The sequence below is a fragment of the Sphingomonas eleionomae genome (genome assembly GCF_049889035.1).
Classification (GTDB): domain Bacteria; phylum Pseudomonadota; class Alphaproteobacteria; order Sphingomonadales; family Sphingomonadaceae; genus Sphingomonas.
The window spans coordinates 86,793-110,445 of the sequence record NZ_JBLTWP010000005.1; the positions used below are offsets into that span (position 1 = coordinate 86,793).

At 66.2% G+C, this 23,653-nt stretch carries 22 protein-coding genes; 8 read left to right on the forward strand and 14 right to left on the reverse strand.

The features are described 5' to 3' along the window. Complete coding sequence (gene murJ, locus ACNI3Q_RS14120) at window positions 1–1,584, forward strand: murein biosynthesis integral membrane protein MurJ (protein WP_426277759.1); 1,584 nt, start codon at window positions 1–3, stop codon at window positions 1,582–1,584. A 10-nt stretch (window positions 1,585–1,594) separates the two neighbouring features. After that, window positions 1,595–2,602 (forward strand): tryptophan--tRNA ligase, encoded by a 1,008-nt coding sequence (gene trpS, locus ACNI3Q_RS14125; RefSeq protein ID WP_426277761.1) that lies wholly within the window; start codon window positions 1,595–1,597, stop codon window positions 2,600–2,602. Between the two features lie 35 nt (window positions 2,603–2,637). On the opposite strand, the gene wecC is transcribed toward trpS, so the two are convergent. Genes wecC through ACNI3Q_RS14185 form a run of 12 tightly spaced genes read right to left on the reverse strand, consistent with a single transcriptional unit; the run spans window position 2,638 to window position 12,873 of the window. Continuing rightward, a complete protein-coding gene (gene wecC / locus ACNI3Q_RS14130; RefSeq protein ID WP_426277763.1) occupies window positions 2,638–3,936 on the reverse strand; it encodes a UDP-N-acetyl-D-mannosamine dehydrogenase in 1,299 nt (432 codons plus the stop codon). Then, window positions 3,920–5,050 carry a non-hydrolyzing UDP-N-acetylglucosamine 2-epimerase gene (gene wecB / locus ACNI3Q_RS14135; protein WP_426277765.1) on the reverse strand — a complete coding sequence of 377 codons (1,131 nt, stop codon included), beginning with the start codon at window positions 5,048–5,050 and terminating at the stop codon, window positions 3,920–3,922. The genes wecC and wecB overlap by 17 nt, the downstream gene beginning before the upstream one ends. A 51-nt stretch (window positions 5,051–5,101) precedes the next feature. Continuing rightward, complete coding sequence (locus ACNI3Q_RS14140) at window positions 5,102–5,527, reverse strand: FKBP-type peptidyl-prolyl cis-trans isomerase (RefSeq protein WP_426277767.1); 426 nt, start codon at window positions 5,525–5,527, stop codon at window positions 5,102–5,104. A 42-nt stretch (window positions 5,528–5,569) separates the two neighbouring features. Next, on the reverse strand, window positions 5,570–5,878 hold the full coding sequence (locus ACNI3Q_RS14145) for a DsrE family protein (protein ID WP_426277912.1): 309 nt from the start codon (window positions 5,876–5,878) through the stop codon (window positions 5,570–5,572). Then, window positions 5,863–6,615 carry a HesA/MoeB/ThiF family protein gene (locus ACNI3Q_RS14150; RefSeq protein ID WP_426277769.1) on the reverse strand — a complete coding sequence of 251 codons (753 nt, stop codon included), beginning with the start codon at window positions 6,613–6,615 and terminating at the stop codon, window positions 5,863–5,865. Before ACNI3Q_RS14150 ends, ACNI3Q_RS14145 begins: the two co-directional genes overlap by 16 nt. Further along, window positions 6,612–7,004: a hypothetical protein gene (locus tag ACNI3Q_RS14155; protein WP_426277771.1), complete on the reverse strand. Its 393-nt coding sequence runs from the start codon at window positions 7,002–7,004 to the stop codon at window positions 6,612–6,614. Before ACNI3Q_RS14155 ends, ACNI3Q_RS14150 begins: the two co-directional genes overlap by 4 nt. After that, on the reverse strand, window positions 7,001–7,426 hold the full coding sequence (gene dut / locus ACNI3Q_RS14160; protein WP_426277914.1) for a dUTP diphosphatase: 426 nt from the start codon (window positions 7,424–7,426) through the stop codon (window positions 7,001–7,003). Before dut ends, ACNI3Q_RS14155 begins: the two co-directional genes overlap by 4 nt. A 26-nt stretch (window positions 7,427–7,452) precedes the next feature. Next, window positions 7,453–8,286, reverse strand: coding sequence for an alpha/beta hydrolase (locus ACNI3Q_RS14165; RefSeq protein WP_426277773.1), 834 nt, complete (start codon window positions 8,284–8,286; stop codon window positions 7,453–7,455). Further along, entirely contained in the window at window positions 8,276–9,460 is a 1,185-nt protein-coding gene (coaBC, locus tag ACNI3Q_RS14170; RefSeq protein ID WP_426277775.1) for a bifunctional phosphopantothenoylcysteine decarboxylase/phosphopantothenate--cysteine ligase CoaBC, read from the reverse strand. Before coaBC ends, ACNI3Q_RS14165 begins: the two co-directional genes overlap by 11 nt. After that, window positions 9,457–10,563, reverse strand: coding sequence for a hypothetical protein (locus ACNI3Q_RS14175; protein ID WP_426277777.1), 1,107 nt, complete (start codon window positions 10,561–10,563; stop codon window positions 9,457–9,459). Before ACNI3Q_RS14175 ends, coaBC begins: the two co-directional genes overlap by 4 nt. Then, window positions 10,560–12,092 (reverse strand): 2-polyprenylphenol 6-hydroxylase, encoded by a 1,533-nt coding sequence (gene ubiB / locus ACNI3Q_RS14180; protein ID WP_426277779.1) that lies wholly within the window; start codon window positions 12,090–12,092, stop codon window positions 10,560–10,562. The genes ACNI3Q_RS14175 and ubiB overlap by 4 nt, the downstream gene beginning before the upstream one ends. 43 nt (window positions 12,093–12,135) lie before the next feature. Further along, a complete protein-coding gene (locus ACNI3Q_RS14185; RefSeq protein WP_426277781.1) occupies window positions 12,136–12,873 on the reverse strand; it encodes a class I SAM-dependent methyltransferase in 738 nt (245 codons plus the stop codon). Window positions 12,874–13,019: 146 nt separating this feature from the next. On the opposite strand from ACNI3Q_RS14185, the gene mutM reads away from it, so the two are divergent. The 6 genes from mutM (at window position 13,020) to ACNI3Q_RS14215 (ending at window position 19,187) form a co-directional block, all read left to right on the forward strand. After that, a complete protein-coding gene (gene mutM / locus ACNI3Q_RS14190) occupies window positions 13,020–13,835 on the forward strand; it encodes a bifunctional DNA-formamidopyrimidine glycosylase/DNA-(apurinic or apyrimidinic site) lyase (RefSeq protein WP_426277783.1) in 816 nt (271 codons plus the stop codon). Between the two features lie 131 nt (window positions 13,836–13,966). Then, complete coding sequence (gene rpsT / locus ACNI3Q_RS14195; protein WP_260021397.1) at window positions 13,967–14,230, forward strand: 30S ribosomal protein S20; 264 nt, start codon at window positions 13,967–13,969, stop codon at window positions 14,228–14,230. Between the two features lie 427 nt (window positions 14,231–14,657). Then, a complete protein-coding gene (gene dnaA / locus ACNI3Q_RS14200) occupies window positions 14,658–16,109 on the forward strand; it encodes a chromosomal replication initiator protein DnaA (protein WP_426277785.1) in 1,452 nt (483 codons plus the stop codon). 77 nt (window positions 16,110–16,186) lie between these two features. Next, on the forward strand, window positions 16,187–17,302 hold the full coding sequence (locus ACNI3Q_RS14205) for an 8-amino-7-oxononanoate synthase (protein ID WP_426277787.1): 1,116 nt from the start codon (window positions 16,187–16,189) through the stop codon (window positions 17,300–17,302). Further along, on the forward strand, window positions 17,299–17,931 hold the full coding sequence (bioD, locus tag ACNI3Q_RS14210; protein ID WP_426277789.1) for a dethiobiotin synthase: 633 nt from the start codon (window positions 17,299–17,301) through the stop codon (window positions 17,929–17,931). Before ACNI3Q_RS14205 ends, bioD begins: the two co-directional genes overlap by 4 nt. Then, window positions 17,928–19,187, forward strand: a complete 1,260-nt coding sequence (locus tag ACNI3Q_RS14215; RefSeq protein ID WP_426277792.1) for an adenosylmethionine--8-amino-7-oxononanoate transaminase — start codon at window positions 17,928–17,930, stop codon at window positions 19,185–19,187. The genes bioD and ACNI3Q_RS14215 overlap by 4 nt, the downstream gene beginning before the upstream one ends. On the opposite strand, the gene ACNI3Q_RS14220 is transcribed toward ACNI3Q_RS14215, so the two are convergent. Both ACNI3Q_RS14220 and ACNI3Q_RS14225 read right to left on the reverse strand, forming a co-directional pair. Next, window positions 19,180–20,772: a GH39 family glycosyl hydrolase gene (locus ACNI3Q_RS14220; protein WP_426277794.1), complete on the reverse strand. Its 1,593-nt coding sequence runs from the start codon at window positions 20,770–20,772 to the stop codon at window positions 19,180–19,182. The two genes, ACNI3Q_RS14215 and ACNI3Q_RS14220, sit on opposite strands and share 8 nt — an antisense overlap. Continuing rightward, complete coding sequence (locus ACNI3Q_RS14225) at window positions 20,769–23,651, reverse strand: glycoside hydrolase family 31 protein (protein WP_426277796.1); 2,883 nt, start codon at window positions 23,649–23,651, stop codon at window positions 20,769–20,771. Before ACNI3Q_RS14225 ends, ACNI3Q_RS14220 begins: the two co-directional genes overlap by 4 nt. Window positions 23,652–23,653 lie beyond the last annotated feature (2 nt).

Sequence of the window (23,653 nt, forward strand, 5' to 3'; positions counted from 1 at the left end):
ATGGGCCTCGCCAAATCGCTGGGATCGGTCGGTGGCCTGACGCTGGCCAGCCGGGTCCTGGCGCTTGGCCGGGATACGCTTCAGGCGGCTTTCATGGGCGCGGGCTTTGCCTCGGACGCCTTTCTGGTCGCGTTCCGGTTGCCAAACATGTTTCGCGCCCTGTTCGCCGAGGGCGCATTTTCGGCCGCTTTTGTCCCCATGTTCAACCGGCAGGTGGCGGAGGGCGGCGGCCGGCCCGCCGGATTGCTGTTCGCCGAACAGGCGCTGGCGCTGCTGTTTCCCATCCTGTTGGCCATGACGGCGGTGATGCTGATCGCCGCCTGGCCGCTCACCTGGGTGCTGTCCGGCGGGTTCGATGACCCCAGCCCGGCGCAGTTCGCCTACGCGGTCGAGCTGTCGCGGATCACCATTCCCTATCTGATGCTGATCTCGCTCACCTCGCTGCTGGGCGGCATCCTCAATTCGATCGACCGTTACGGGGCCAATGCCGCCGCGCCGATCCTGCTGAACCTGTCGATGGTATCTGCCCTGGTCTTCTTCCATGGCGCGGACCCGTTTGAAACCGCACGCGTGCAGGCACTGGCGGTCACGGCCGGGGGCGTGCTGCAACTGGGCTGGCTGATCTGGGTATGCCGCGCCTCTGGCGTGTCGCTTCGCCTGCGCCTGCCGACCATCACGCCGCAGATGCGCGAACTCGGCCGTCTGATCCTGCCCGCAGCGGTCGGGGCGGGCGCGGTGCAGATCAACCTGGTGATCTCGACCGCGCTGGCCGGCAGCCTGCTCGACGCCGGCTCGATCAGCCATATCTATTATGCCAACCGCCTGTCCGATCTGCCGCTCGGCATCATCGGCATCGGGCTGGGCACCATCCTGCTGCCCACCTTGTCGCGTCAGTTGAGCGGCGGGGACCATGCAGAAGCGATGGCGACGCAGAACCGGGCGATCGAGCTTGCCCTGCTGCTCACCCTGCCCGCCGCCGTCGCGCTGGTCGTTGCCGGCGAACCGATTGTCCGGGCGCTGTTCCAGCATGGCGTGTTCGGATCCGACGACACGCGCGCCACCGCGCTGGCGCTGGGCGCATTCTCTCTCGGTCTGCCCGCCTATGTCCTGATTAAGCTGCTGACGCCGGCCTATCACGCGCGTCAGGATACGCGCACGCCGATGCGCTATGCGACAATCTCGATCGGCGTGAACATTGTCGGCAACCTCGCCCTGATTCCGACGATCGGCCATATCGGGCCGCCGCTGGCCACCACGCTGGCCGCACTGGTCAATGTCACCCTGCTGTATCGCACCCTGCGCAAGCGCGGCGATTTCGAGGTGGATGCCCAGTTGCGCCGCCGCCTGCCCCGGCTGGCGCTGGCGGCGCTGCTGATGGGCGGCGCACTGTTCTGGCTCGACCGGCTGGTGACGCCCTGGACGACCGGCGAATTGTGGGTCCGCATCGTGGGCATGGCGGCGCTGGTCGCGGCCGGATGCGTGGTTTATGGCATCGCCAGCATCGTCACGGGTGCCTTCAGCCCGACAGCGATTCGTGCCCTGCTCGCGCGCCGGGGGCGCGTCACCAAACCGACAGAGGATTGATTTTCAAACCATGCGCGTCGTTTCCGGCATCCAGCCCACCGGCAATCTCCACCTCGGCAACTATCTGGGCGCCATCAAGCAATGGGTGGCGATGCAGGATCAGGTGGCGTCCGGCGGCGGGCAATCGCTGTTCTTCCTTGCCGACCTGCACGCCCTGACCGTGCATCAGGAACCGGCGGCGCTGGCCAATGCGACGATCGAGATGGCAGCGGCGCTGATGGCGGCCGGCATCGATCCGGCCAAATCGATCCTGTTCAACCAGGCGCGCGTTCCCGCGCACAGCGAGCTTTGCTGGCTGTTGGGCGGCACCGCGCGCATGGGCTGGCTGAACAAGATGACGCAGTGGAAGGACAAGGCGGGCAAGAACAGCGAGGGCGCAAGCGTCGGCCTGTTCACCTATCCGGTGCTTCAGGCTGCGGACGTGCTGGTGTACAAGGCGACCCATGTGCCGGTGGGCGAGGATCAGAAACAGCATCTGGAACTGGCCCGCAACATCGCCACCAAATTCAACACCGATTTCGGGGTCGAGCTGTTCCCCCTGCCCGAACCGATGATCGGATCGGCGGCACCCCGCGTGATGTCCCTGCGCGACGGCAGCGCCAAGATGTCGAAATCCGATCCCTCCGATGCCTCGCGCGTCAACCTGATCGACAGCGACGACGTGATCGCCCAGAAATGCCGCAAGGCACGCACCGATGCCGAGCCGCTGCCGGGCGAGATGGCGGGGCTTGAAGGCAGGGCAGAGGCAAAGAACCTGGTCACCATCTATGCCGCGCTGGCCGGGCGCGCGCCGGCCGATGTGCTGGGCGAATTTGCCGGTCAGGGATTTGGCCAGTTCAAACCCGCGCTGGCTGATCTGATGATCGCGACGCTTGGTCCGATCCGCGACCGGATGACCGCGCTGCTGTCAGACCGGGCAGCGATCGGTGCTGCGCTGGCAGAGGGCGCCGCCCGCGCCAATGCGCTTGCCGCGCCCACCCTGCGCGAGGCGCAGGACGCGATGGGTCTTCAGGTCTAGCATCGGGTGGCGAAGGGGGGCGAACACCCTTTCGGTCAAACCGCCAGCTTCAGCGGAACCGGGTCTGTCACCGGCCGCGGCTGATCGGGCCAGATGCCGCGCGTGTCATACACGATCTTGCCGCGCCGTTCGTCCAGCGGGACGGATTTGAACACGTCGTGATCGACCAGCACGATAAAGATCGGACAGCTTTCGATCGCCTCGTCCACATCGATCAGGGTCGCGCCTGTGCCATCGAATGCGCGGGGCAGTTCGGTCGCATAAGGCTCGACGATGCGCACGCGGCTGCCATGGTGGCGGGCCAGTTCGGCCGCGACCTTTAGCGCCGGGCTTTCCCGGAAATCGTCGATATTCGCCTTGAACGCCAGGCCCAGACAGGCGACCGGCGCACCGGGCAGGGACGCGATCAGATCGTTCGCCTGTGCAATGGTGTATTCCGTCTTGCCATCGTTCACCTGCCGCGCGGTGCGGATCATCCGCGCATTTTCGGGGTCCGAATGGACGATGAACCACGGATCCACCGCGATGCAATGGCCGCCCACCCCCGGGCCGGGCGACAGGATGTTGACCCGCGGATGGCGGTTGGCCAGCCGGATCACCTCCCACACATCGATGCCCAGCTTGTCCGTGATCAGCGACAATTCGTTGGCAAACGCGATGTTGACGTCGCGGAACGCGTTTTCGGTCAGCTTGGTCATCTCTGCCGCCCGCGCGGTCGTCGTTACGCATGCGCCGCGCACAAACCGGCGATAGAATTGCAGCGCCTTGCGCGCGCAGCGGGGCGTGATGCCGCCGATCACCCGGTCATTGTCGATCAGTTCAACCAGGATGCGGCCGGGCAGCACCCGTTCGGGGCAATAGGCGATGGCAACATCCGGCGTGCCCATGCAATGCCCCGGCACCTTCAGGTCGGGGCGCAGCCCGGCAAGCAGCTTTGCCACCTCTTCCGTCGTGCCCACGGGCGATGTGGATTCCAGGATCACCGTGTCGCCGGTTTTCAGCGCCGCGGCGACATTGGTCGCGGCCTGCAGGACGTAGCCGATATCGGGGGCGTGATCCTGATTGAACGGTGTCGGGACCGCGATGACGAACACGTCGGACGGCTCCACCTGCATCGAGGCGCGAAGCAGGCCCCGCGCAACGACGCCCGATACCAGGCCGTCCAGGTCAATTTCCTCGATATGCACCTTGCCCGAATTGACGGTGTCGACGACCGACTGATGCACGTCCACGCCCAGGACGCGGGCCCCGGACCGGGCGATCACCGCTGCGGTGGGCAGGCCGATATACCCCAGCCCCAGAACGCAGACGTTCAGGTCATTGTCCGAACCCATGGGCAATCGTCTCCGCAATCCGTGCCGAGGCATGGCCGTCGCCAAACGGATTGTGGGCGCGCGCCATGGCCTGATACGCATGGCTATCGTCCAGAAGGGTTGAGATTTCGGAAACGATCCGGTCGGCGTTGGGGCCGACCAGCTTCGCGGTGCCCGCCTCCACCCCTTCCGGCCGCTCGGTCGTCTCGCGCATCACCAGCACGGGCTTGCCCAGCGCGGGCGCTTCTTCCTGAACGCCGCCGCTGTCGGTCAGGACGATGTGCGCCATCCCCAGTGCCCGGATGAAATGCGGGTAATCCAGCGGATCGATGCGCGCGACATTGGGCCGCTCGCCCAGCATCGCGTCCATCACGCTGACGACATTGGGGTTGGGATGGACGGGAAACAGCACGGCCGTATCGGGCCGGTCGGCGATGCGGCCGATGGCGGCGGCAATCTGAGCCATGCCGTCGCCAAAGTTTTCGCGCCGATGGGTCGTCACCAGCACCAGCCGCTTGTCGGCAAAGCGCGTCTCGATCCCATCCAGTCCGGCGGCCAGGCCGGGATCGGCGGCAATCCGGTCGCGCGTCGCGTGCAGCGCGTCGATCACCGTGTTGCCGGTGACATGGATCGTCGCGGGATCGATATTTTCCCGGCGCAGCGCCGCCGCCGCCGTTTCGGTGGGCGCGAAATGCAGGTCGGCGATCGGCGCGACGATGCGGCGGTTCACCTCCTCTGGCCAGGGTTGCCAGATATCGCCCGACCGCAGGCCAGCCTCGACATGGGCCACCGGCACCTTTCGGTAATAGGCGGCAAGCGCGCCGACCATTGCCGTTGCGGTATCGCCCTGCACCACCACCCGGTCGGGCCGCTCGGCGTCCATCACCTCGCTTAGGCCGGTCAGCAGCCGCGCGGTCAGCCGGTCCAGCGTCTGGCCCGGCTCCATCAGGTCAAGGTCGATGTCGGGCACCAGCCCGGCAATCGCCATCACCTGATCCAGCAAGCCGCGATGCTGCGCCGTGATGCACGTGCGCACGTCCATCCCGCCCTGCGCGCGCAGCGCATGGACGACCGGAAACATCTTGATGGCTTCCGGACGGGTGCCAAAGATGACGAGGATTTTGGGCTGGGTCATGGCCCGCGGGATTAGCGGCACAAGGTTAAATGCCCGCTAAGCCCCGCCGGATCAGTCGACGCCGACCAGTTCGACGTCAAAGATCAGGTCAGCGCCCGGCGGGATGACCCCGCCCGCGCCGCGCGCGCCATAGCCATCGACGGCCGGGATCACCAGCGTGCGCTTGCCGCCCACCTTCATGCCGTTGATGCCCAGGTCCCAACCCCGGATCACGCGGCCGGTGCCCAGCGGAAAGGCAATGGGCTCGCCGCGGTCCAGCGAGCTGTCGAACTTCTTGCCGCGTGTGCCTTCGGTCAGCAGCCATCCGGTATAATGCACGCGAACCATGCGCCCCGGCTGCGCCTCCGCCCCGGTGCCGATTTCGGATTCGATGATCTGGGTGGCCTCACCGGCCTGAATGGGTGCGGTATCGGACACGGGCTTATCCTTGCTGGGGGAAACGAGCGCGATCAGCGCGGAGAGGAATGCGAATGCCATGCCCGCGCCATAGGCCGGACCCGACATATGGCGCAATGCCGGTCAGACAAGGACCAGCCGATCGTCGCCCAGGGCGAGCAACAGCCCGACCATGCCTCCGCCCTCGATCCGGGGATCCAGCGTGGACAGATCGATGCCCGCCTCGGCCAGGCCGGTCTGACAGGCGATGACCGCGACCCCGCCGTCCATCGCATCGACCAGCATGGGATCGGACAGCCGCATCACGGCCATCCGATGGGCGTATAACCGTACGGTCCCGCCAATGGCCGCTTCTGCCGCTGCAACCGCCACCGCAGCGTCGAATCGCTGGGGGTCATCACCCGCAACGATCAGGGTCAGGCCGCGCCGCATGACGGGCACCCCGGATCCTTGGGCAGCGACAGCGTGCGAAAGCGGAAATCCAGCGCATCGGCGATCAGCAGCTTTCCTGCCGGATCGGTGCCGAACGGCGCGATCTGCCGCACCGCCTCGATCGCCGCCATGCTGCCCATCACGCCGGTCATCGCGCCCAGCACGCCCTGATCGGCACAGCTGACGTCCGGCCGGTCGGGATCGCCGCCCACCCAGCACCGGTAACAGGGCTTGTCCCCCTCCCATCCCCGGAACACGGCCAGCTGGCCATCGAACTGGCCCACAGCGGCGGACACCAGCGGGACATGGTGGCGCAGACACGCATCGGCGACCAGCAGGCGCGTGGCAAAACTGTCGGTCCCGTCGATGACGACCGTCATGCCCTCAACCGCATCGATGCTGGCCGCATCCATGCGGCGCACCATCGCCTCCACCGCGATTTCGGGATTGATCGCCAATGCTCGATCCCGCGCGGCCTCTGCCTTTGGCTGGCCGATATCGATGGTGGCAAAGATCGTCTGGCGTTGCAGGTTGGACAGATCGACCCGGTCGTCATCCACAATGACGATGTGCCCGACGCCCGCCGCTGCCAGATACTGGATCACCGGCGATCCGATCCCGCCCGCGCCGATCACCATGACCCGCGCCGACTTCAGCGCGGCCTGCCCCGCCCCGCCAATCTCGCGAAGGATCAGATGGCGGGCATAACGCTGAAGCTCGGCATCGGACAGGCTCATGCCGCCCAGTCAAAGGTGATGCTGGCCCGGTACCAGCCGGGCGCGCCCTGGGCCCGCGGCAACAGGTTGTTACGCGCGGCGCTGGCAACGACGCCCGCGGCATATTGTTCGACCGTCGCGCATTTGATCGCGCGCGGAATGGTGGCGCGGACATTACCCTCGTCATCCAGCAGCACGGCGACATCGGCGCGCACCATCCGGCGACCGGCAAGAACAGGGGCTTGCGGACAGCGCCCGGACTGAATCTCGCCCGCGACATAACTGGTCATATCCGGGGTGACCGGCGGCACGGTGCGATAGGGCAGCGGCGGCAGCGCATCCCAGTCGATCGGCAGGGTCAGCCCCTGGGCCTGTGCGGCAAGGGCCGCGACGGACAGCAGACGGATCATCCCCGCACCCCCGTCGATCCAAAGCCGCCGGTGCCGCGCGCCGTGTCGTCAAGGCTGGCGACTTCGTCGAACGCTGCGCGCTGAACCGGGGCGGCCACCAGCTGAGCAATCCGGTCGCCGCGGGCAATGGCAAAGGGTTGATCGCCAAGATTGGCAAGGATCACCTTCACCTCGCCCCGATAGTCGCTGTCGATCGTACCCGGGGTGTTGAGGCAGGTAACGCCATGCTTCAACGCCAGGCCCGAACGGGGACGCACCTGAACCTCGAACCCATCCGGAATGGCGATGGCAAGTCCGGTCGCCACGGCATGGCGCGCGCCCGGGGCCAGCATCACGTCCTCGGCCGACACGATGTCCATGCCCGCCGCGCCTGCCGTCGCATAGGCGGGCAGCGGCAGGCCGTGGCCGTGCGGCAGGCGCATCAGCGCAATGCGAATGACGCCGCTCGTCACTTTGCATCCCTCGGCAGCCGCGCGGCCATGCGCTGCGTCGCTTCCAGCACCTGCGGATCATCGATCAGCGAACCGGTGCGTCCCGGCAGGATGCGCAGGTCCGTGTTGATCCCCCGAAGCGCCAGCGCCTCGGCATAGGAACGGGAAAAGCGCGGCGGCAATTCCTTGTCATCGGCGCCGGTCACGATGGCGGCCATCATGTCCGGCGGTACGCCGCCTGCGGTCAGCAGGGGATCGAGCGCCTCGACGGGCTTGTCCCACCCCTTGCCCGGCGACTGGCGCGCGCGCAGCTTGCGCCATTCGGGCAGGGTGCACGGACAGCTGACCAGTACCATGCCGTCCAGCAATTGCGGGCGGGTCCCGGCCAGGTTGGCGATGATCGCCGCGCCGCCGCCCGAACCGATCAGCACGGTTTCGGCATTGGGATACCGGCTGCGGATCGCGCCAATGGTGTCGGCGACCGCCATCATCGCCTCGGTCGATGCCTGATCGCCATTTTCCGCCGGGACGTCGCCGGGGCTGCGATGGCCGCTGGCATCGCCATATCCCGGACGCAGCAGATGCACGACCGCGCTTTTCGGAACGGACGCGCCCAGTTTCCGGATAAAGCCATCCTCATCCCCGCGATTGGCGGGCGGGCCATCGCCGTTCAGCATGATGAACAGCGTCTCGACGGAGCGGCTGCGCTTTGGACCGATCAGCTGCTGATACAGCGTCATGCCCTGCGGACCGTCCATCGGCGGCAGGCTGGCAGCGCATCCGGCCAGGACGAGCAGCGCCGCCATCGGCACCGCGCCGGCCAGCCATCGTGTCATTCGGTCAAATCGCATCCGCAATCCGTTCCACCAGCCGCTCGGCCACGGCCTCCTTTGTCATCCGTTCCCACGTCTCGACCCCCGTATCGCGGACGAGATGGACCAGATTGTGACCGCCGCCCATCACATCGCCCGATACGTCATTGGCAATGATCCAGTCCGCCCCCTTGCGCAGCCGCTTGGCGACCGCATGGTCGATCACCCGTTCGGTTTCCGCGGCAAATCCGATGACCAGCGCCGGCCGCCGATCTCCCCCCGCGACGGTCGCCAGTATATCCGGATTTTCGTTCAGCGTCAGCCGCGGCGGATCGCCGCTCTGTTTCTTGATCTTCTGACCAGCCGCGGCCACGCGCCAGTCGGCGACGGCGGCGACCATGATCGCCGCGTCGGCGGGCAGTGCGGCATCGACGGCAGCGGCCATTTCGGCTGCCGTTTCGACATCCACCCGGTCAACGCCGGGCGGCGTCGCAAGCTGTACCGGACCGGCGATCAGCGTCACCCGCGCACCGGCGCGCGCCGCTGCCGCCGCGATGGCAAAGCCCTGTTTGCCGGACGAGCGGTTGGCAATGTACCGTACCGGATCGATGGGTTCATGCGTGGGACCGGCCGTAATCAGCAGGTGCCGCCCGGACAATCGCCCGGCGGCCTGCCCCTCGCCCCCCAGCGCGGTCTGGATCGCGGCAAGGATCGCGGCGGGCTCCGGCAACCGGCCCGGGCCATGTTCGCCGCACGCCATCGGCCCTTCGTCGGGTTCCATCACGGTCACGCCGTCCGCCCGCAGCTGGGCGACATTCCGGCGCGTGGCGGCGTGCTGCCACATCCGCACGTTCATGGCGGGGACCGCCAGCACCGGCTTGTCCGTCGCCAGCAACAGCGTGGTGGCAAGGTCATTGGCCAGCCCGCCGGCCATGCGCGCGATCAGATCGGCGGTGGCGGGCGCGACCACGACCAGATCGGCCTGACGGCTGAGCTGGATATGGCCCATCTCCGCCTCGTCCTTCAGGTCCCACAAGCTGGTATGGACGGGCTGTTCGGACAGCGCGGCCAGCGTCATCGGCGTCACGAACTGCGCGCCGCCATCCGTCAGGACGCAGCGGACAGCCATGCCCGCGCCGCGGATCAGGCGGATCAGCTCGCACGCCTTATAGGCCGCAATGCCGCCGCCAACGATCAGCAGGATGCGCTTCATGCCGCCGACTTCTGCACGCGCGGGGCCTGTCTGTCGAGCAGCGCAAGCGTCAGGTCCCGCAGCGCATCGGGCACGAAGATCAGACCGGGCAGGACCAGCGGCGCGACCAGCAGGCCCCAGTAAAAGGTATCGAGCCGCCCGAACAGCGCCAGCAACAGGCCATAGGCGGCCAGCGTGCCCAGCGTCCGCACCGCCATGGCGCTGCGCCAGATTGCCCAGCCGAACAGGGCAAGGGCAACGACGGGCGCCGCCAGCCAAACGGGTGCCAGGGTCAAGGCGGTCGAGATGCCCATCGTCCGGAAAAAATGGCCAGGCCCCAGCATGCCCGACCATCCAGGCGACACCGGGTCCAGCGGTGTGACAACCATCGACACTGCATGGGCATGAGCCGCGACGGCAGCGCCCAGCACGGCAACCGCACCCACCCATGCCGCAGCCTCTCGCCAGCGCCGCTCGGCAATCGCGGTCAGGAACATGACCAGAGCGAACAGGGCGCTGGTTTCGCGGATCAGCATGGCCATCAGCGTGATGGACACCGTCAGGAGCACCCGGTCGGGGCGGTACATCGCCAGCGCCAGCGCGATCAGCAGCCCGGCCCAGATTTCGTGGAACGGCGCAAGGTCGAGCTGAACGAACGCCATCAGCCCGCCGAACATAAGCACGATCAGGGCAATCCGCGGCGCCATCCGGGTCAGCGCGGGCCACAGCCGCGCCGCCCAGGCGGCAAGCACGCCTGCGACCAGGCTGAGCTGAACGCCCCAGACCAGCCAGTCGGGCACTGCTGCCTGCAACCGCGCCAGCGTCGGCAGGCGAAAGGTGATGAACGGCCGCAGCGGATAATTGCCCGCGCGCAGCGCACGCGCCGCCACCGGGTAATAGTCATCCCCGCCGCGCAGCCCCGCGACAATGGTTTCATAAAGGACGACATCCGCCTGCGCCTCCACCCGGCCGCTGGCGTCGCGGGCGGCGGGCGGCGGTGCGGGCACCAGCAGCGCAGTAAACGACAGCGCCAGCACCAGTGCCAGCAGCGCAGCGGCAATCATCGCGCCGCGCCGATCGATCCCGGCCAGCCGCCGGTTTCCGGCAAGCCAGAAGCCGGTCATTGCACCGCGAACATGGCCAGCGCGCCCAGCGCCCCGCCGGCCAGGGCGATGACGGCATAGCGCCACCCGCCGCCCACACGGACCAGCTGAATCTCGCGCAGCGGCGGCGACGGCGGCGCCCCGCCGGGGGCGGGAAAATGCAGCTCGATATTGCGGACCAGCTGCGGCAGCCGCGCCAGGGTGCGCAGATCCTCGATCAACCGGTCGGCGACATAGGTTTCAGGGCCAAGTTCCGTCCGGATCCATTCGCGCACGAACGGTGCCGCCGATTCCCACAGATTGACGTCGGGATCCAGGCTGGTCGCCACCCCTTCCACCATCACCATCGTCTTTTGCAGCAGCAACAGGTGCGGCTGCGTCTGCATGTCGAAATCGCGGGTGATGTTGAACAGGCTGTCCAGCATCATGCCGATCGACATTTCCTTGACCGGCAGGCCGCGCATCGGTTCGCCCACCGCGCGCAGGGCCGTGGCGAACTCCTCGACATTGTGATGCGGCGGCACATAGCCCGCTTCGAAATGGATTTCGGCCACGCGGCGATAATTGCCGGTGATCAGGCCATAGAGGATTTCGGCCAGCCAGACGCGGGCACGCCGGTCGATGCGCCCCATGATGCCGAAATCGATGGCGGCGATGCGGCCGTCGGGCAGGGCGAACAGATTGCCCTGATGCATGTCGGCGTGAAAGAACCCTTCGGAAATCGCCTGCCGCAAGAACGCGCGGACCAGCTTGACCGCCAGTCCCGGCAGATCGTGCCCCGCCGCGATCAGCGCCTCTCGGTTCGACAGCTTGATGCCGTCGATCCATTCCAGGGTCATCACCTTTCCGGTGCTGCGCTGCCAGTCGATTTTCGGCACCACGAAATCGGGTTCGGCGCGCATCGTTTCGGCCAGTTCGCTGGCGGATGCGGCTTCGCGCCGCAGGTCCAGCTCACGCAGCGTCCAGCGTTTGAACGTGTCGATGACCAGCCGGGGGCGCAGCCGCTGCGCCTCGCCGCCCATCGCCTCTACCTGCGCGGCGGCCCATTCATAGGTATCGATGGCGGACAGGAATTCGGTTTCGACGCCGGGACGCAGCACCTTGACTGCCACCTGGCGGCCATCGGTCGTCACGGCGCGATGGACCTGTGCAATCGACGCTGCCCCCACCGGCACCGGATCGATGCTGGCGAACAGATCCTCAAGCGGCCGACCAAACCCCTTTTCCATGGCGGCACGGATCGGCTCGAACGGCAACGGGGGTAGCCGGTCCTGTAGGCGCATCAGGTCGTGCGCCGCCGCCTCTCCGACCAGATCGGGGCGGGTCGCCAGCGTCTGGCCCAGCTTGATCGCTGCGGGGCCGATCGCCTCGAACGCATCAGCATAGGCCGGTTCGGCCGGCACGCGCGCGCCAAACCGGGCGATCCGCGCCACCCGCTTGACCGCCACGGGCGCATTGGGATCCCGCTCGATCCCGCGCAGCGCGCCGTGCCGGGCAAGCGTGCGGCCCCATTTCAGCAGGCGCCACAGATGAACGACAGGTGCGGTCATGGATGAACGATGCCGACCGGCGGCGACGCGGGCGGGACAATCATCAAAGCTTCCACCCGCTATGGATGGCCACCAGCCCGCCCAGGATCGGTTCCGCCCGCACCTGGGCAAAGCCCGCCTCTTCGATCATCGCCTTGAACGCGGGCATCGGCGGGAACCGGCGGATCGATTCGACCAGATAGCGATAGCTGTCCGAATCATTGGCCAGCAGCTTGCCCAGCCGCGGGACCAGATGATGCGAATAGGCATCGTAGACATCGGCAAAGCCGGGCCATTGCGTCGTTGAAAACTCAAGGCAGAAAAACCGCCCGCCGCGTTTCAGCACCCGATGCGCCTCGCGCAGGGCGGCCGGAATATCGGTCACGTTCCGGATGCCGAACGCGATGGTATAGGCATCGAAGGCGCGGTCGTCGAAACTCAGCGTCTCGGCATTCTGTTCCTGCCAGACCAGGCCGTCGATGCGCCGCTTCGACGCGCGTTCCATGCCGACGGCCAGCATGTCGGGATTGATGTCCGCCACGGTCACCGATGCGCCCGACCGGGCCAGGCGGAACGCGATGTCGCCGGTGCCGCCCGCCATGTCGAGGATCGATTCCCCGGCGCGCGGATTGACCTTGCGCACGAACGAATCCTTCCACAGCCGGTGCAGGCCGCCGGACATGGCATCGTTCATCACATCATATCGGGCCGCGACGCTGGAAAACACGCCGCCCACCCGGCGGGTCTTTTCCTCTGGTGCCACCTGTTCATAGCCAAAGGACACCGAGCGTTCGTTCGTCATAGCCAACTCCGTTCGTCCCGAGCGAAGTCGAGGGACAGGCACCGCGTCTCCACCGCCTCTAGCCAAGGGTTGAGCGCACCGCAAACACTGCCTAGCTACCGGGCAGGCGGCACCGTTCAGCGTGCCGGACCCGAGAGCCGATCCCGATGCCAGAACTGCCCGAAGTCGAAACTACCGTTCGCGGCCTTGCGCCCGTGCTGGAGGGCCAGCGGATCGCGCGGATCGAAACGCGGCGGCCGGACCTTCGCTTTCCGTTTCCACCGGATCTGCGCCAGCGGCTGACCGGTGCGACGGTCACCACGCTGGGACGGCGGGCCAAATATGGCCTGATCAACACCGATCGCGACGATATTCTGCTATTCCATCTTGGCATGTCGGGGCGCTGGCGGGTTGATCCCACCGATGTGCTGACCCACGACCATCTGGTGATCGAAACCGCGGCCGGGCGGCGGCTGGCGCTGAACGATCCGCGCCGATTCGGCTTTGTCGACCTGTTGGCCGGGGCATCGGGGCTTGCCGCCTATCCCGCCTTTGCCGCGATGGGGCCGGAACCGCTGGGACCGGAATTGACCGCGGCCTATCTGGCCGACCGGTTCAATGACCGGTCCGCGCCGGTCAAGGCGCTGTTGCTGGATCAGCGAATCGTCGCGGGCCTTGGCAACATCTATGTGTGCGAGGCGCTGTTCATGGCCGGCATCCACCCGCGCCGGGCCGCCGGCACGATTTCGCGCAAACGGCTCGATTCGCTGGTGACGGCGATTCGCGACGTCCTGTCCTCCGCCATCCTGGCCGGGGGATCGACGTTGCGCGATTATGCGCGGCCTGACGGACAACTGGGCTATTTTTCCAAGCAATGGCTGGTTTACGGCCGCGAAGGCGAGCCATGCCGGTGCGGCGGCACGGTCGAGCGCATGGTCGATTCCGGCCGGTCCACCTTCTGGTGCCGCGCCTGTCAGCGATGATTGGCCGTCGCTTCGATGCCGCTGAACAGTTGACCGGGCGAGCCGGAGCGCGTAAGGGCGCGTCCTTCCGGGGACAGGCGCCCTTTGTGTGCCGGCCCTTTTCTTGACGATTTTAAGGATTCGAGGACGGCATGGCGAATACGCCTCAGGCAAAGAAGCGTATCCGGCGCAACCAGCGCCGCGCGGAAATCAACGGTGCGCGCGTCAGCCGCATCCGCACCTTCGTGAAGAAGGTCGAACTGGCCCTGGCTGCTGGCGACAAGACCGCCGCTGCCGAGGCGCTGACGGCGGTTCAGCCGGAACTGGCGCGCGGCGTGGCACGCGGCGTGCTGCACAAGAACACCGCATCGCGGAAGTTCTCGCGCCTGACCAAGGCGGTTTCCGCCCTCGCCTGATCCTGTCGGCAGGCATTGCCTGCACGATCTGAGACCAAAGCCTCTGCTGCATCTGCGGCGGGGGCTTTTGTCATATGGAAATGATCCAGGATGGCAGGGAAATACCCTGCTCCGAATCATACGATTCGAACGGGGAAAGCCCGCAAGCATTTGTTAACCACCTGAAAGACCGCAGAAAACCGGGCGTCTCACGCAAAACTGCGGCAAAGTCGAGTCAATGGTCATTATTTCACTTTCTTTACGAAAGCGGACTTGATCGACTCAAGAAACCCTTCCTAAAACGACTGTCCCGGCCGCGGACGAGGTCGGGTTCAAGCGTAGCTGCATTCTGTACAGTCGGGGGGCATGTTCCGGCTGGGGGGAAGTGTTGACTGTTGGCATGTAGCGCGCGGGCGATCCTGTCCGCGCCAAGGGAAAGGTTGTGCGCGTGGCAGGCCTTGCGGGACAGGAAGTGAACGAAGCCATCGAACCGAATGGAGCAGTTACTGCCGCATGGAACCGGGTCCGCGATAATCTGCGGGCGTCGGCCGGGGCCCGTCTGTTCGACCAGTGGCTGAAGCCGATCCAGGTGATGCCCGGCGACGGCGATCGTCATGTCCGCCTTGGCCTGCCCTCTGCCTTCATGGCCAGCTGGGTGCGCAATCACTATGCGGACCGCATCTTTTACGAGTTCCGGGCGATCCTGCCGTCGATTCGCAAGGTGTCGATCGAAACCCTGCCCGCCAATGTCGACCTGCGTCCGGTCGAGGCGCCCGAAAAGCCTGTACAGACCCCGGTGCGGACCATCGCCAATGACCAGCCGGCGCCCATGCCGGCAACGCCGCGGGCCGAGCCTGCGGCAATGCAGCCGCGCGACACCCAGCCGTTCGATTCGCGCCTGACCTTTGACCGGTTCCTGGCCGACGATTCGAACCGCGTGGCAACCAATGCGGCAAAGGCGCTGGCCGAGCCGGGTCGTCCGCGGTTCAGCCCGCTTTATCTGCACAGCGCGACCGGGCTGGGCAAAACCCATCTGATGCACGCCATCGGCCACGCCTTTCTGGGTGCCCAGCCGGATGCGACCGCGATCTACATGCCGGCCGAACGCTTCATGTACGAATTCGTGCAGGCGGTGCGTGCCCGCGATACCTTTGCGTTCAAGGCGCGGCTGCGCGGCGTTGACCTGTTGATGATCGACGATCTTCAGTTCATCGCCGGCAAGGAATCGACGCAGGAAGAATTCTTTCACACCGTCAACGAGTTCATGGGCGCGGGCAAGCGGCTGGTCGTCGCCGCCGATCGCCCGCCGCAGCAGCTGGACGGCATCGAGACGCGGCTGATGACGCGGCTGGGCTCGGGTCTGGTTGCCGACATCCGCCCGCCCGAATTGTCGCTGCGTCAGGCGATCCTGAAGGCGAAGCTGGCGGACATGCCCGGCGCTGCGATCCCGGCAGAGGTGCTGGACCTGTTGTCCCAGCGGCTGTGCCATTCGGTGCGGGAAATGGAAGGCGCGCTCAACCGGCTGGTCGCCTATGCCCAGCTGACCGGCCAGTCGGTGACGATGGATTTTGCCGTCGCCACGCTTGGCGAGGTGCTGAAGGGGGCGCAGCGTCGCATTACCATCGACGAGATTCAGCGGGCGGTATCGGCGCATTACCATGTCCGGCAGATCGACCTGATTTCTGCCCGGCGGGCGGTTTCGATCGCCCGGCCGCGACAGATCGCCATGTATCTGGCCAAGCGGCTGACCACCCGGTCCCTGCCGGAAATCGGTCGCAAGTTCGGCAATCGTGACCATTCGACCGTTATCCATGCCGTTCGCCGGATCGAGGAACTGCGCGCGGTGGATCAGGAAATCGATTCGGCCGTCACCGTGCTGATGCGCCAGCTGGAGGGCTGATCCCGCTGGCCGGGCATAGCCCGGGTCTCTGGCGCGGGCCGCTTCCCTTGATGGCGCAGCGATCCTAACAGCGAGCCATGCAAGCGATTGACGCATTGAGGTCTGACCTGGCCGGCCTGGCGGCACGTGACCGGCTGCGGTCGCTGTCGCCGCGCACCGGCATCGATTTTTCGTCCAACGATTATCTGGCGCTTGCCCGTTCCCCCCGCCTTGCCACTGCGGCACAGGCGGCGCTGGCGCGTGGCGTGCCGACCGGGTCCGGCGGATCCCGCCTGTTGCGGGGCAACGATGCGGAGCATGAGCTGCTGGAGACAGAGGCCGCCGCGTTTTTCGGATCGGAGGCCGCGCTGTTCTTTTCCAGCGGCTTTGCGGCCAATGCGACGATCCTGTCGACGCTGCCGCAGCGCGGCGACCTGATCCTGCACGATGCCCTGATCCATGCCAGCGCGCATGAGGGGATGCGGCTGGCCCGCGCGCCTGCCCGCGAGGTGCCGCACAATGACGTGCAGGGATTTGCCGACGCGATCCGCGACTGGCGGCGAAGCGGCGGGATGGGCACGCCCTGGATTGCGGTGGAGAGCCTGTACAGCATGGATGGCGACCGCGCGCCGCTGGCCGAGCTGACGGCGCTGGCCGAAGCCGAGGATGCGGTGCTGATCGTGGACGAGGCGCACGCCACCGGCGTGTTCGGCAACAGTGGACAGGGGCTGTCCCTGCCCGGCCCGCGCCGCATCGCCATTCACACCTGTGGCAAGGCGATGGGCGTCGAAGGGGCGCTGGTCACCCTGCCCCACGTGATGCGCGATTTCATCGTCAATCGCGGGCGCGGCTTCATCTATTCCACCGCGCCTTCGCCGCTGATCGCTGCGATGGTGCGCGAATCGCTTCGCATCCTGTCGGACGAGCCGGAGCGGCGGGCCGCCCTGCACGGGTTGATCGCCGCTGCGGGCACAGGATTGGCCCGGCTGGGCATCGCGCCGACGGGCAGTCAGATCGTGCCGGTGATCCTGGGCGAAGATGCCCGCGCCATGGCCGTCGCGGCACAGATACAGGCGGCCGGGTTCGACGTGCGCGGTATCCGTCCGCCGACGGTACCCGCCGGGACCGCCCGGCTGCGTCTGTCCCTGACGCTCAACGTCACGATGACCGATATCGATGCGCTGACAGGCGCGCTGAACGAGGCAATGGCATGAGCACGGGTCCGACCATCATCGTCACCGGCACCGATACCGATGCGGGCAAGACGATCTTTGCCGCCGCCCTGGCCGGCGCGCTGGGCGGCCTGTACTGGAAACCGGTGCAGTCCGGCATCGCTGATGGCTGCGATGCCGATACCGTCCACCGCCTGTCCGGTCTGGCGCGCGAACGCATCCTGCCCGAAGCCTATCGCCTGACCGAGCCATTGTCGCCGCATCGCGCCGCGGAGCTGGACGGCGTGGTGATCGACCCCGACCGGCTGACCCTGCCCCGGCATCAGCGCCCGCTGGTGGTGGAGGGTGCGGGCGGCGTGCTGGTCCCCGTCACGCGCGATCTGCTTTATGCCGACCTGTTCGCGCGGTGGAGCGCGCCCGTGGTGCTGGTCGCCCGCACGTCGCTGGGCACGATCAACCACAGCCTGCTGAGCATCGAGGCGCTGCGGGCGCGCAACATTCCCATCCTGGGCGTGGCGTTCAACGGCGATGCGAACGAGGATAGCGAGGCAACCATTGCGGCAATCGGCGGCGTCCGCCGGCTAGGCCGCCTGCCCCGGCTGGACCCGCTCACACCCCAGACGCTTGCCGCAGCATTTGCGCAGCATTTCCGGCTGGACGATTTCGCATGAGCCACATCTGGCACCCCTTTACCCAGCATGGCCTGAACGAGCCGATTCCCGAAATCGTGCGGACCGAGGGTGCGGCATTGTTCACACGCGATGGCCGCCGCATCATCGACGGCATTTCCAGCTGGTGGGTCACCACCCATGGTCACAGCCATCCCCGCATCATGGCCGCTATTGCCGAGGCGGCGGGACAGATGGACCAGATCATCTTTGCCGGATGGACGCATCCCCATGCAGAGGCGGTGGCGACGGGCCTGCACGCCATGATACCGGACAGCCTGACCCGCACCTTCTTTTCGGACAGCGGATCGACGGCGGTCGAGGTCGCGCTGAAAATGGCGCTGGGATACTGGTTGAACATCGGTCAGCCGCGCGACCGCATCCTGGTGCTGGAACACAGCTATCATGGCGATACCATCGGGGCGATGTCGGTGGGCGCGCGCGGTGTGTTCAACCGCGCCTATCAACCGTTGCTGTTCGATGTCGACACCCTGCCCTTTCCCGCAGCGGGACGCGAACAGGCAACGCTGGATGCGCTGGAGGCGGCGTGCCACGATCGTCCGGCCGCCCTGATCGTCGAGCCGCTGCTGCTGGGTGCGGGGGGGATGCTGACCTATCCGCCCGCCATTCTCGCCGAAATGGCACGCATCTGCGCCGCGCACGACGTGCTGTTCATCGCGGACGAGGTGATGACCGCCTGGGGCCGCACCGGCACGCTGCTGGCCTGTGAACAGGCGGGCGTGGTGCCGGACATTTTGTGCCTGTCCAAGGGGCTGACGGGCGGGGCCGTGCCGCTGGCCGTCACCATGGCGAGCGAGCGGATCTATGAGGCGCATCTGTCGACCGACCGGGGGCGGATGTTCTTTCATTCATCCAGTTACACCGCCAATCCCATCGCCTGCGCAGCCGCCGCCGCCAATCTGGCCGTCTGGCAAGAGGAACCGGTGCTGGACCGCGTGACCGATCTTGGGCGGCGGCAACGGGGCTGGCTGGACCGGATTGCCGCACGGCCATGGGCGCACAATGCGCGCAGCATCGGCACCATTGCTGCGTTCGAATTCGGCCAGAGCGGCGATGGTTATCTGGCGGATATCGCCCCGCGCCTGCTGGCCGCATTCCGCGCCCGTAACCTGCTGATCCGGCCGCTTGGCAACACCATCTATGTCATGCCGCCCTATTGCATCGACGACGCCGATCTTGCCGCAATCTGGCAGGGGATCGACGCGGTCTGCGAGGATCAGGCCGCAGGGGTCAGCTGACCGGTTCCAGCACCGCCAGCACCATGTCGTTGCTGCGCATCGGGATGCTGCCCATCCATGTGCCGTCCATGCCGATGGTGACCATCACCTGCCGCTCAGGCTTGTCGGCGGTCAGCGCCTGCATCCGCGCGATCTGGTCCGCCGACAGGCTGTCCGGCAAACCAAGGTCGATATAGGCCGAAAAGGCGTCATTGGCGCGAAAGCCGGTTCGGTGCAGCCGCATCCGATATCGGCCCGGCCGCATCCCGGCGACGCGCAGCACGACCGTCCGGTCGGGCAATGCCTGAACAATCCGGCTGAAAAACGGCTTGTTGCTGAACTTCTGATCCGGCTGGCGAAATGCCCAGACCAGTGCGGCGACCCGGCCATTGTCCGTCGCGGCCCAGACCTGTTCGTCCGTGCTGGGCAGCACGCGCCCGCGCACGGCGTTCAGATATTTATAGGCGAACCAGACCGGCTTTCGGATGGATTCGCGGTTCATCAGGCCAAAGCCGCCATGAAAGGGCGTCGGCGGCGGACCCGGTTCCTCGAACAGGTCGGTATAGGCCCAGTAGCTCATGCCCTGAAGCAGCCCCTCGGCCTGTTTCAGCTTGGTGAGGACATAGGCCCCGCTGACATAGCTGTCGTGGACGAAGTCGCGCGGGGTGTAACTGGTCGACCATTCGGTGAAATAGAGCGGCAGGCCGGGATAGGCCGATGCCTCGATCTCTGCCCGCACCTTGCGGATATCGCCGATGACGGCATCCGGCGATGGGGACAGCTTGGTATCCTGCTTGCCCTCTTCGTCCAGAAAGCCGCCCTCCACGCCATAAGTATGGGTGGTCACGAAATCGACCGGCACCTTGTTGGCATGGCAATAGGCAAGGAATTCCGGCACCCAGGCAGCGCCCGCCGTGGCCGGCCCGCCAACCGGCAGCGCAGGGTCGATCGCCTTGATGGTCCGCGCGGTCAGGGCATAGAGGCGGAAATAGGCGGCCTGATCCGCGCGCTCGAAAAAGCCGTCCAGATTGGGTTCGTTCCAGAATTCGAAATGCCAGCGGCGAACCTCTGCCACGCCGTACCGTTCGCGGCAGTGCCGAACGAACGCATCGACCAGCGCGGCCCATGGCCCATCCTGAGGATGGCTGGTATTCCCCTTCCACCAGAAGATCTGCTGATCCGATGTCTTCATCGCCTCTGGCGTGAAACCCAGTTCGACAAAGGGCCGGATGTTCCGCGCAATCAGGCCGTCGTACAGCCGGTCGATGCCCGACCAGTCGTAAATGATCCGCCCGTCCCTGACCTGCACCGTTTTCAGGACGTCGTGGAACAGGGCGTGAAAGCGGATCGTGCGGAACCCCAGTTCATCGACTGTGGTCTTGAGCTGCGCCATGCTGTCGTCGCGGATCAACGTGCCGGGATAATCCGATCCGACCATGTAATCGAAAAACCGGTCCATCGGCTTGCCGGCGCGGCGAAGATCAAGGTCGATCGCCCGCGTGCCGCCGGTGGCGGCGGATGCAGCCCGCACCACAGGGGCGGCAACCGTGCCGATCAGCGCGCCAAGCGCCGACAGCGTCCGCCGGCGGCTCCAGCGCCAGCTCATTTCAGCCGATCCCGCCCCAAGGTCACCGCCTTGCCATCATAGACGACCTGCACCGATCCCGCCTCGAAGCTGGGCGCGGTTGTCCCGCCCGGCCGATAGACGCGGACGGAAATGCCGCGCTTGCCCGCCATGCCGGGATAGCTGCCCTGACGCGCACCGATGGTCAGCGTACCCGCCTTGTCATCCCAGCGAATCGGGGTGCGGGCAAACTCGCCACGATCAAAGCCCATCGACGTGCCGTCATCTTCGTACAGGTCGAAACTGGCGTCGGCCCCGGCAAAGACGTGCAGGACCAGCGGTCCATCTGGCTGTTCCGACGTGTACTGCACCGCCGGGCCGGTCGGCACGATCGACCCTGCACGGACGAACAGCGGCATCCGTTCCCGCGGGGCATCGGCGGTAATCGTCTGCCCGCCCTTGAAATGCCGGCCGGTGGCGAAATCGTACCAGTCGGCGCCGGCGGGCAACCAGACGGTACGGCTCGTCGCCTTGAATTCGGTGACCGGCGCGACCAGGAACGCGGGACCGAACAGATATTGGTCGTCCACGTCCCAGCCCTTGCGGTCGGCGGGGAAATCCATTGCCAGGCCGCGCATGATCGTCCCGGACTTGAAGTGCGTGTCCGCCGCCAGCGTGTAGATATAGGGCAACAGGCGATAACGCAGGCGGGTATAATCCAGCATCGACTGGTATGCGGCCTGATCATCCCCGGCCAGGGAATAGACCTCGCGCAGCGGAAACTCGCCATGGCTGCGGAACAGCGGGCTGAACGTGCCGAACTGGAACCAGCGCAGGTTCAGTTCACGCCATTCGGCGACGTGCGCCGGATCCTGTTTGGTGTAGCGATCCTCGACTGCAAAGCCGCCAATGTCGTGCGTCCAGTTGGGCACACCCGCCATCGACAGGTTGACGCCGGCCGAAATCTGATCGCGCAGATCGTCCCAGCGCGCGGCGACATCGCCCGACCACAGCGCGCTCGATGCACGCTGCACCCCGGCATAGCCCGACCGCGTCAGGATGAAGGGCCGCTGATCCGGGTGGCTGCCGCGCAGGCCATCGGCCATCCCGTCGGCGTGGATCAGCGGATAGCTGTTGAACCGGGCCGCGCCGACGCCGCTGTCGCGATGGCTCATCTGGAACTTGCGCTCCTCGACCGACAGGTTGGAATGCCAATCGGGTTCGGTCGCATCCATCCACCATGCATCGAAGCCAAGCCCGACCAGCTTGTCCTCGATCTGCTTGTAGTACAGCTCGCGCGCGCCCTTGGTGTAGGGGTTGTAGAAGGTGTTGGGATACCCCTTGCCCACCCAGTCGAGCTGTCCAGCCTCCAGCGGACGGCGATAGAGCCAGCCCTTGGCGTCCAGTTCCTTGGCATTGTCGGTGGTCGGATAGAATTTCGGCCAGACCGAGATCATGATGCGCGCGTTCAGGGCGTGCACCTCGTCCACCATCCCCTTGGGATCGGGGAACCGCGCCTTCTCGAATTCGTGGCTGCCCCACGCGTTTTCGGGCCAGTAGAACCAGTCCTGCACGATGTTGTCGATCGGGAACTCGCGCTTGCGATATTCGCGCACCACGCCCAGCAATTCGTCCTGCGTGTTGTACCGCTGGCGCGACTGCCAGAAACCATAGGCCCATTTCGGCATCATCGACGCCTGGCCGGTCAACGAGCGATAGCCCGCAACCACCTGATCCAGATTGTCGCCGGTGACGACATAGTAATCGAGGTTCTTGGCCAGTTCCGACGACAGCCACAGCGACTTGCGGTCCTGCGCGGGCATCGGATCGTTGTGATACAGCGCGATATATCCGGCATTGGGCGACCATTCGATCCGCAGATCGACCGTCTTGCCCGCCGTCATCGGCAGTTCGAAATTATGGTACCAGGGGTTCCAGTTCTGGCGCCAGCGCGACAGCACTTCCTTGCCGTCGGCGAACACCTTGACGTAATGCGAGCTGTAGAGCTTGAACTTGTGCGTGCCGCTGGCCTTGGCGTTCAGCGTGCCGGTCCACACCACGCGCTGCTGCTGCACAGCATTGCCAGCCGTGTTCTGCCCGGTCGTCGCCGCAACCGTCTGAGCCTTGGCCGCTTCAGGCCAATTCTTCTGGTCGCGGATATATTCGTAGTTGATCGTCGATTCCTGACGGGTGACGGCGGGCTTGTCGTCCAGGAAATATTCGGCCTTCCATCCCGGCTTGCCGCCGCTCGTGACAGTCAGGCCCGCATCGTCCCGAGATCCGACATGGGCATAGGGCACCGGATCGCCAAAGCGGGTGATGCTTTCATTGTCCCACAGCACGCCGTAATTGTTGGTCGACACGACAAAGGGGATGGCGATCGACATGTTGTGCTGGGCCAGCTCAACATCCTCGCCATTGTAATTCATCTGCCCGTTCTGGTGCTGGCCCAGGCCAAAAAAGCCCTCGTCCGTGCCGCGATTGAACTGCTGGTTCACCGCCACGAACTGTTCGCCCTCGACTGTCACCGGCTGGAACGCGCCGCGCGCCGCCTCGGTCAGGATGGTCGTGCCGGCCGCGTTGGCAAAGCTGACCTGCCCGTCGGACAACCGGATCGTCGCACTGCCCCGTTCGGCCTTGACCGTCACGGTCCCGCGCGCCTCGCTGATCGTAAACGCACCGTCGGGCTTTGCGACGACCATGATGCTGTCGGGGCGGTTGAACTCCGTCGTCGGCGTCGCAGAGACGCGGAAACGATCCGCACCATAAACCAGCACGCGAACCTTCTTGGCCGGGCCGCGGTCGGGCGTGACGACCACGCCGCCCGGGACCTTTTCCACCTCGGCGGCCCATGCCGGCACCGCCGAAACGCCAGCCATCAGCAGCGCAAGCGCCGCCCCACCCCTGTTCAATGCGCGCATGG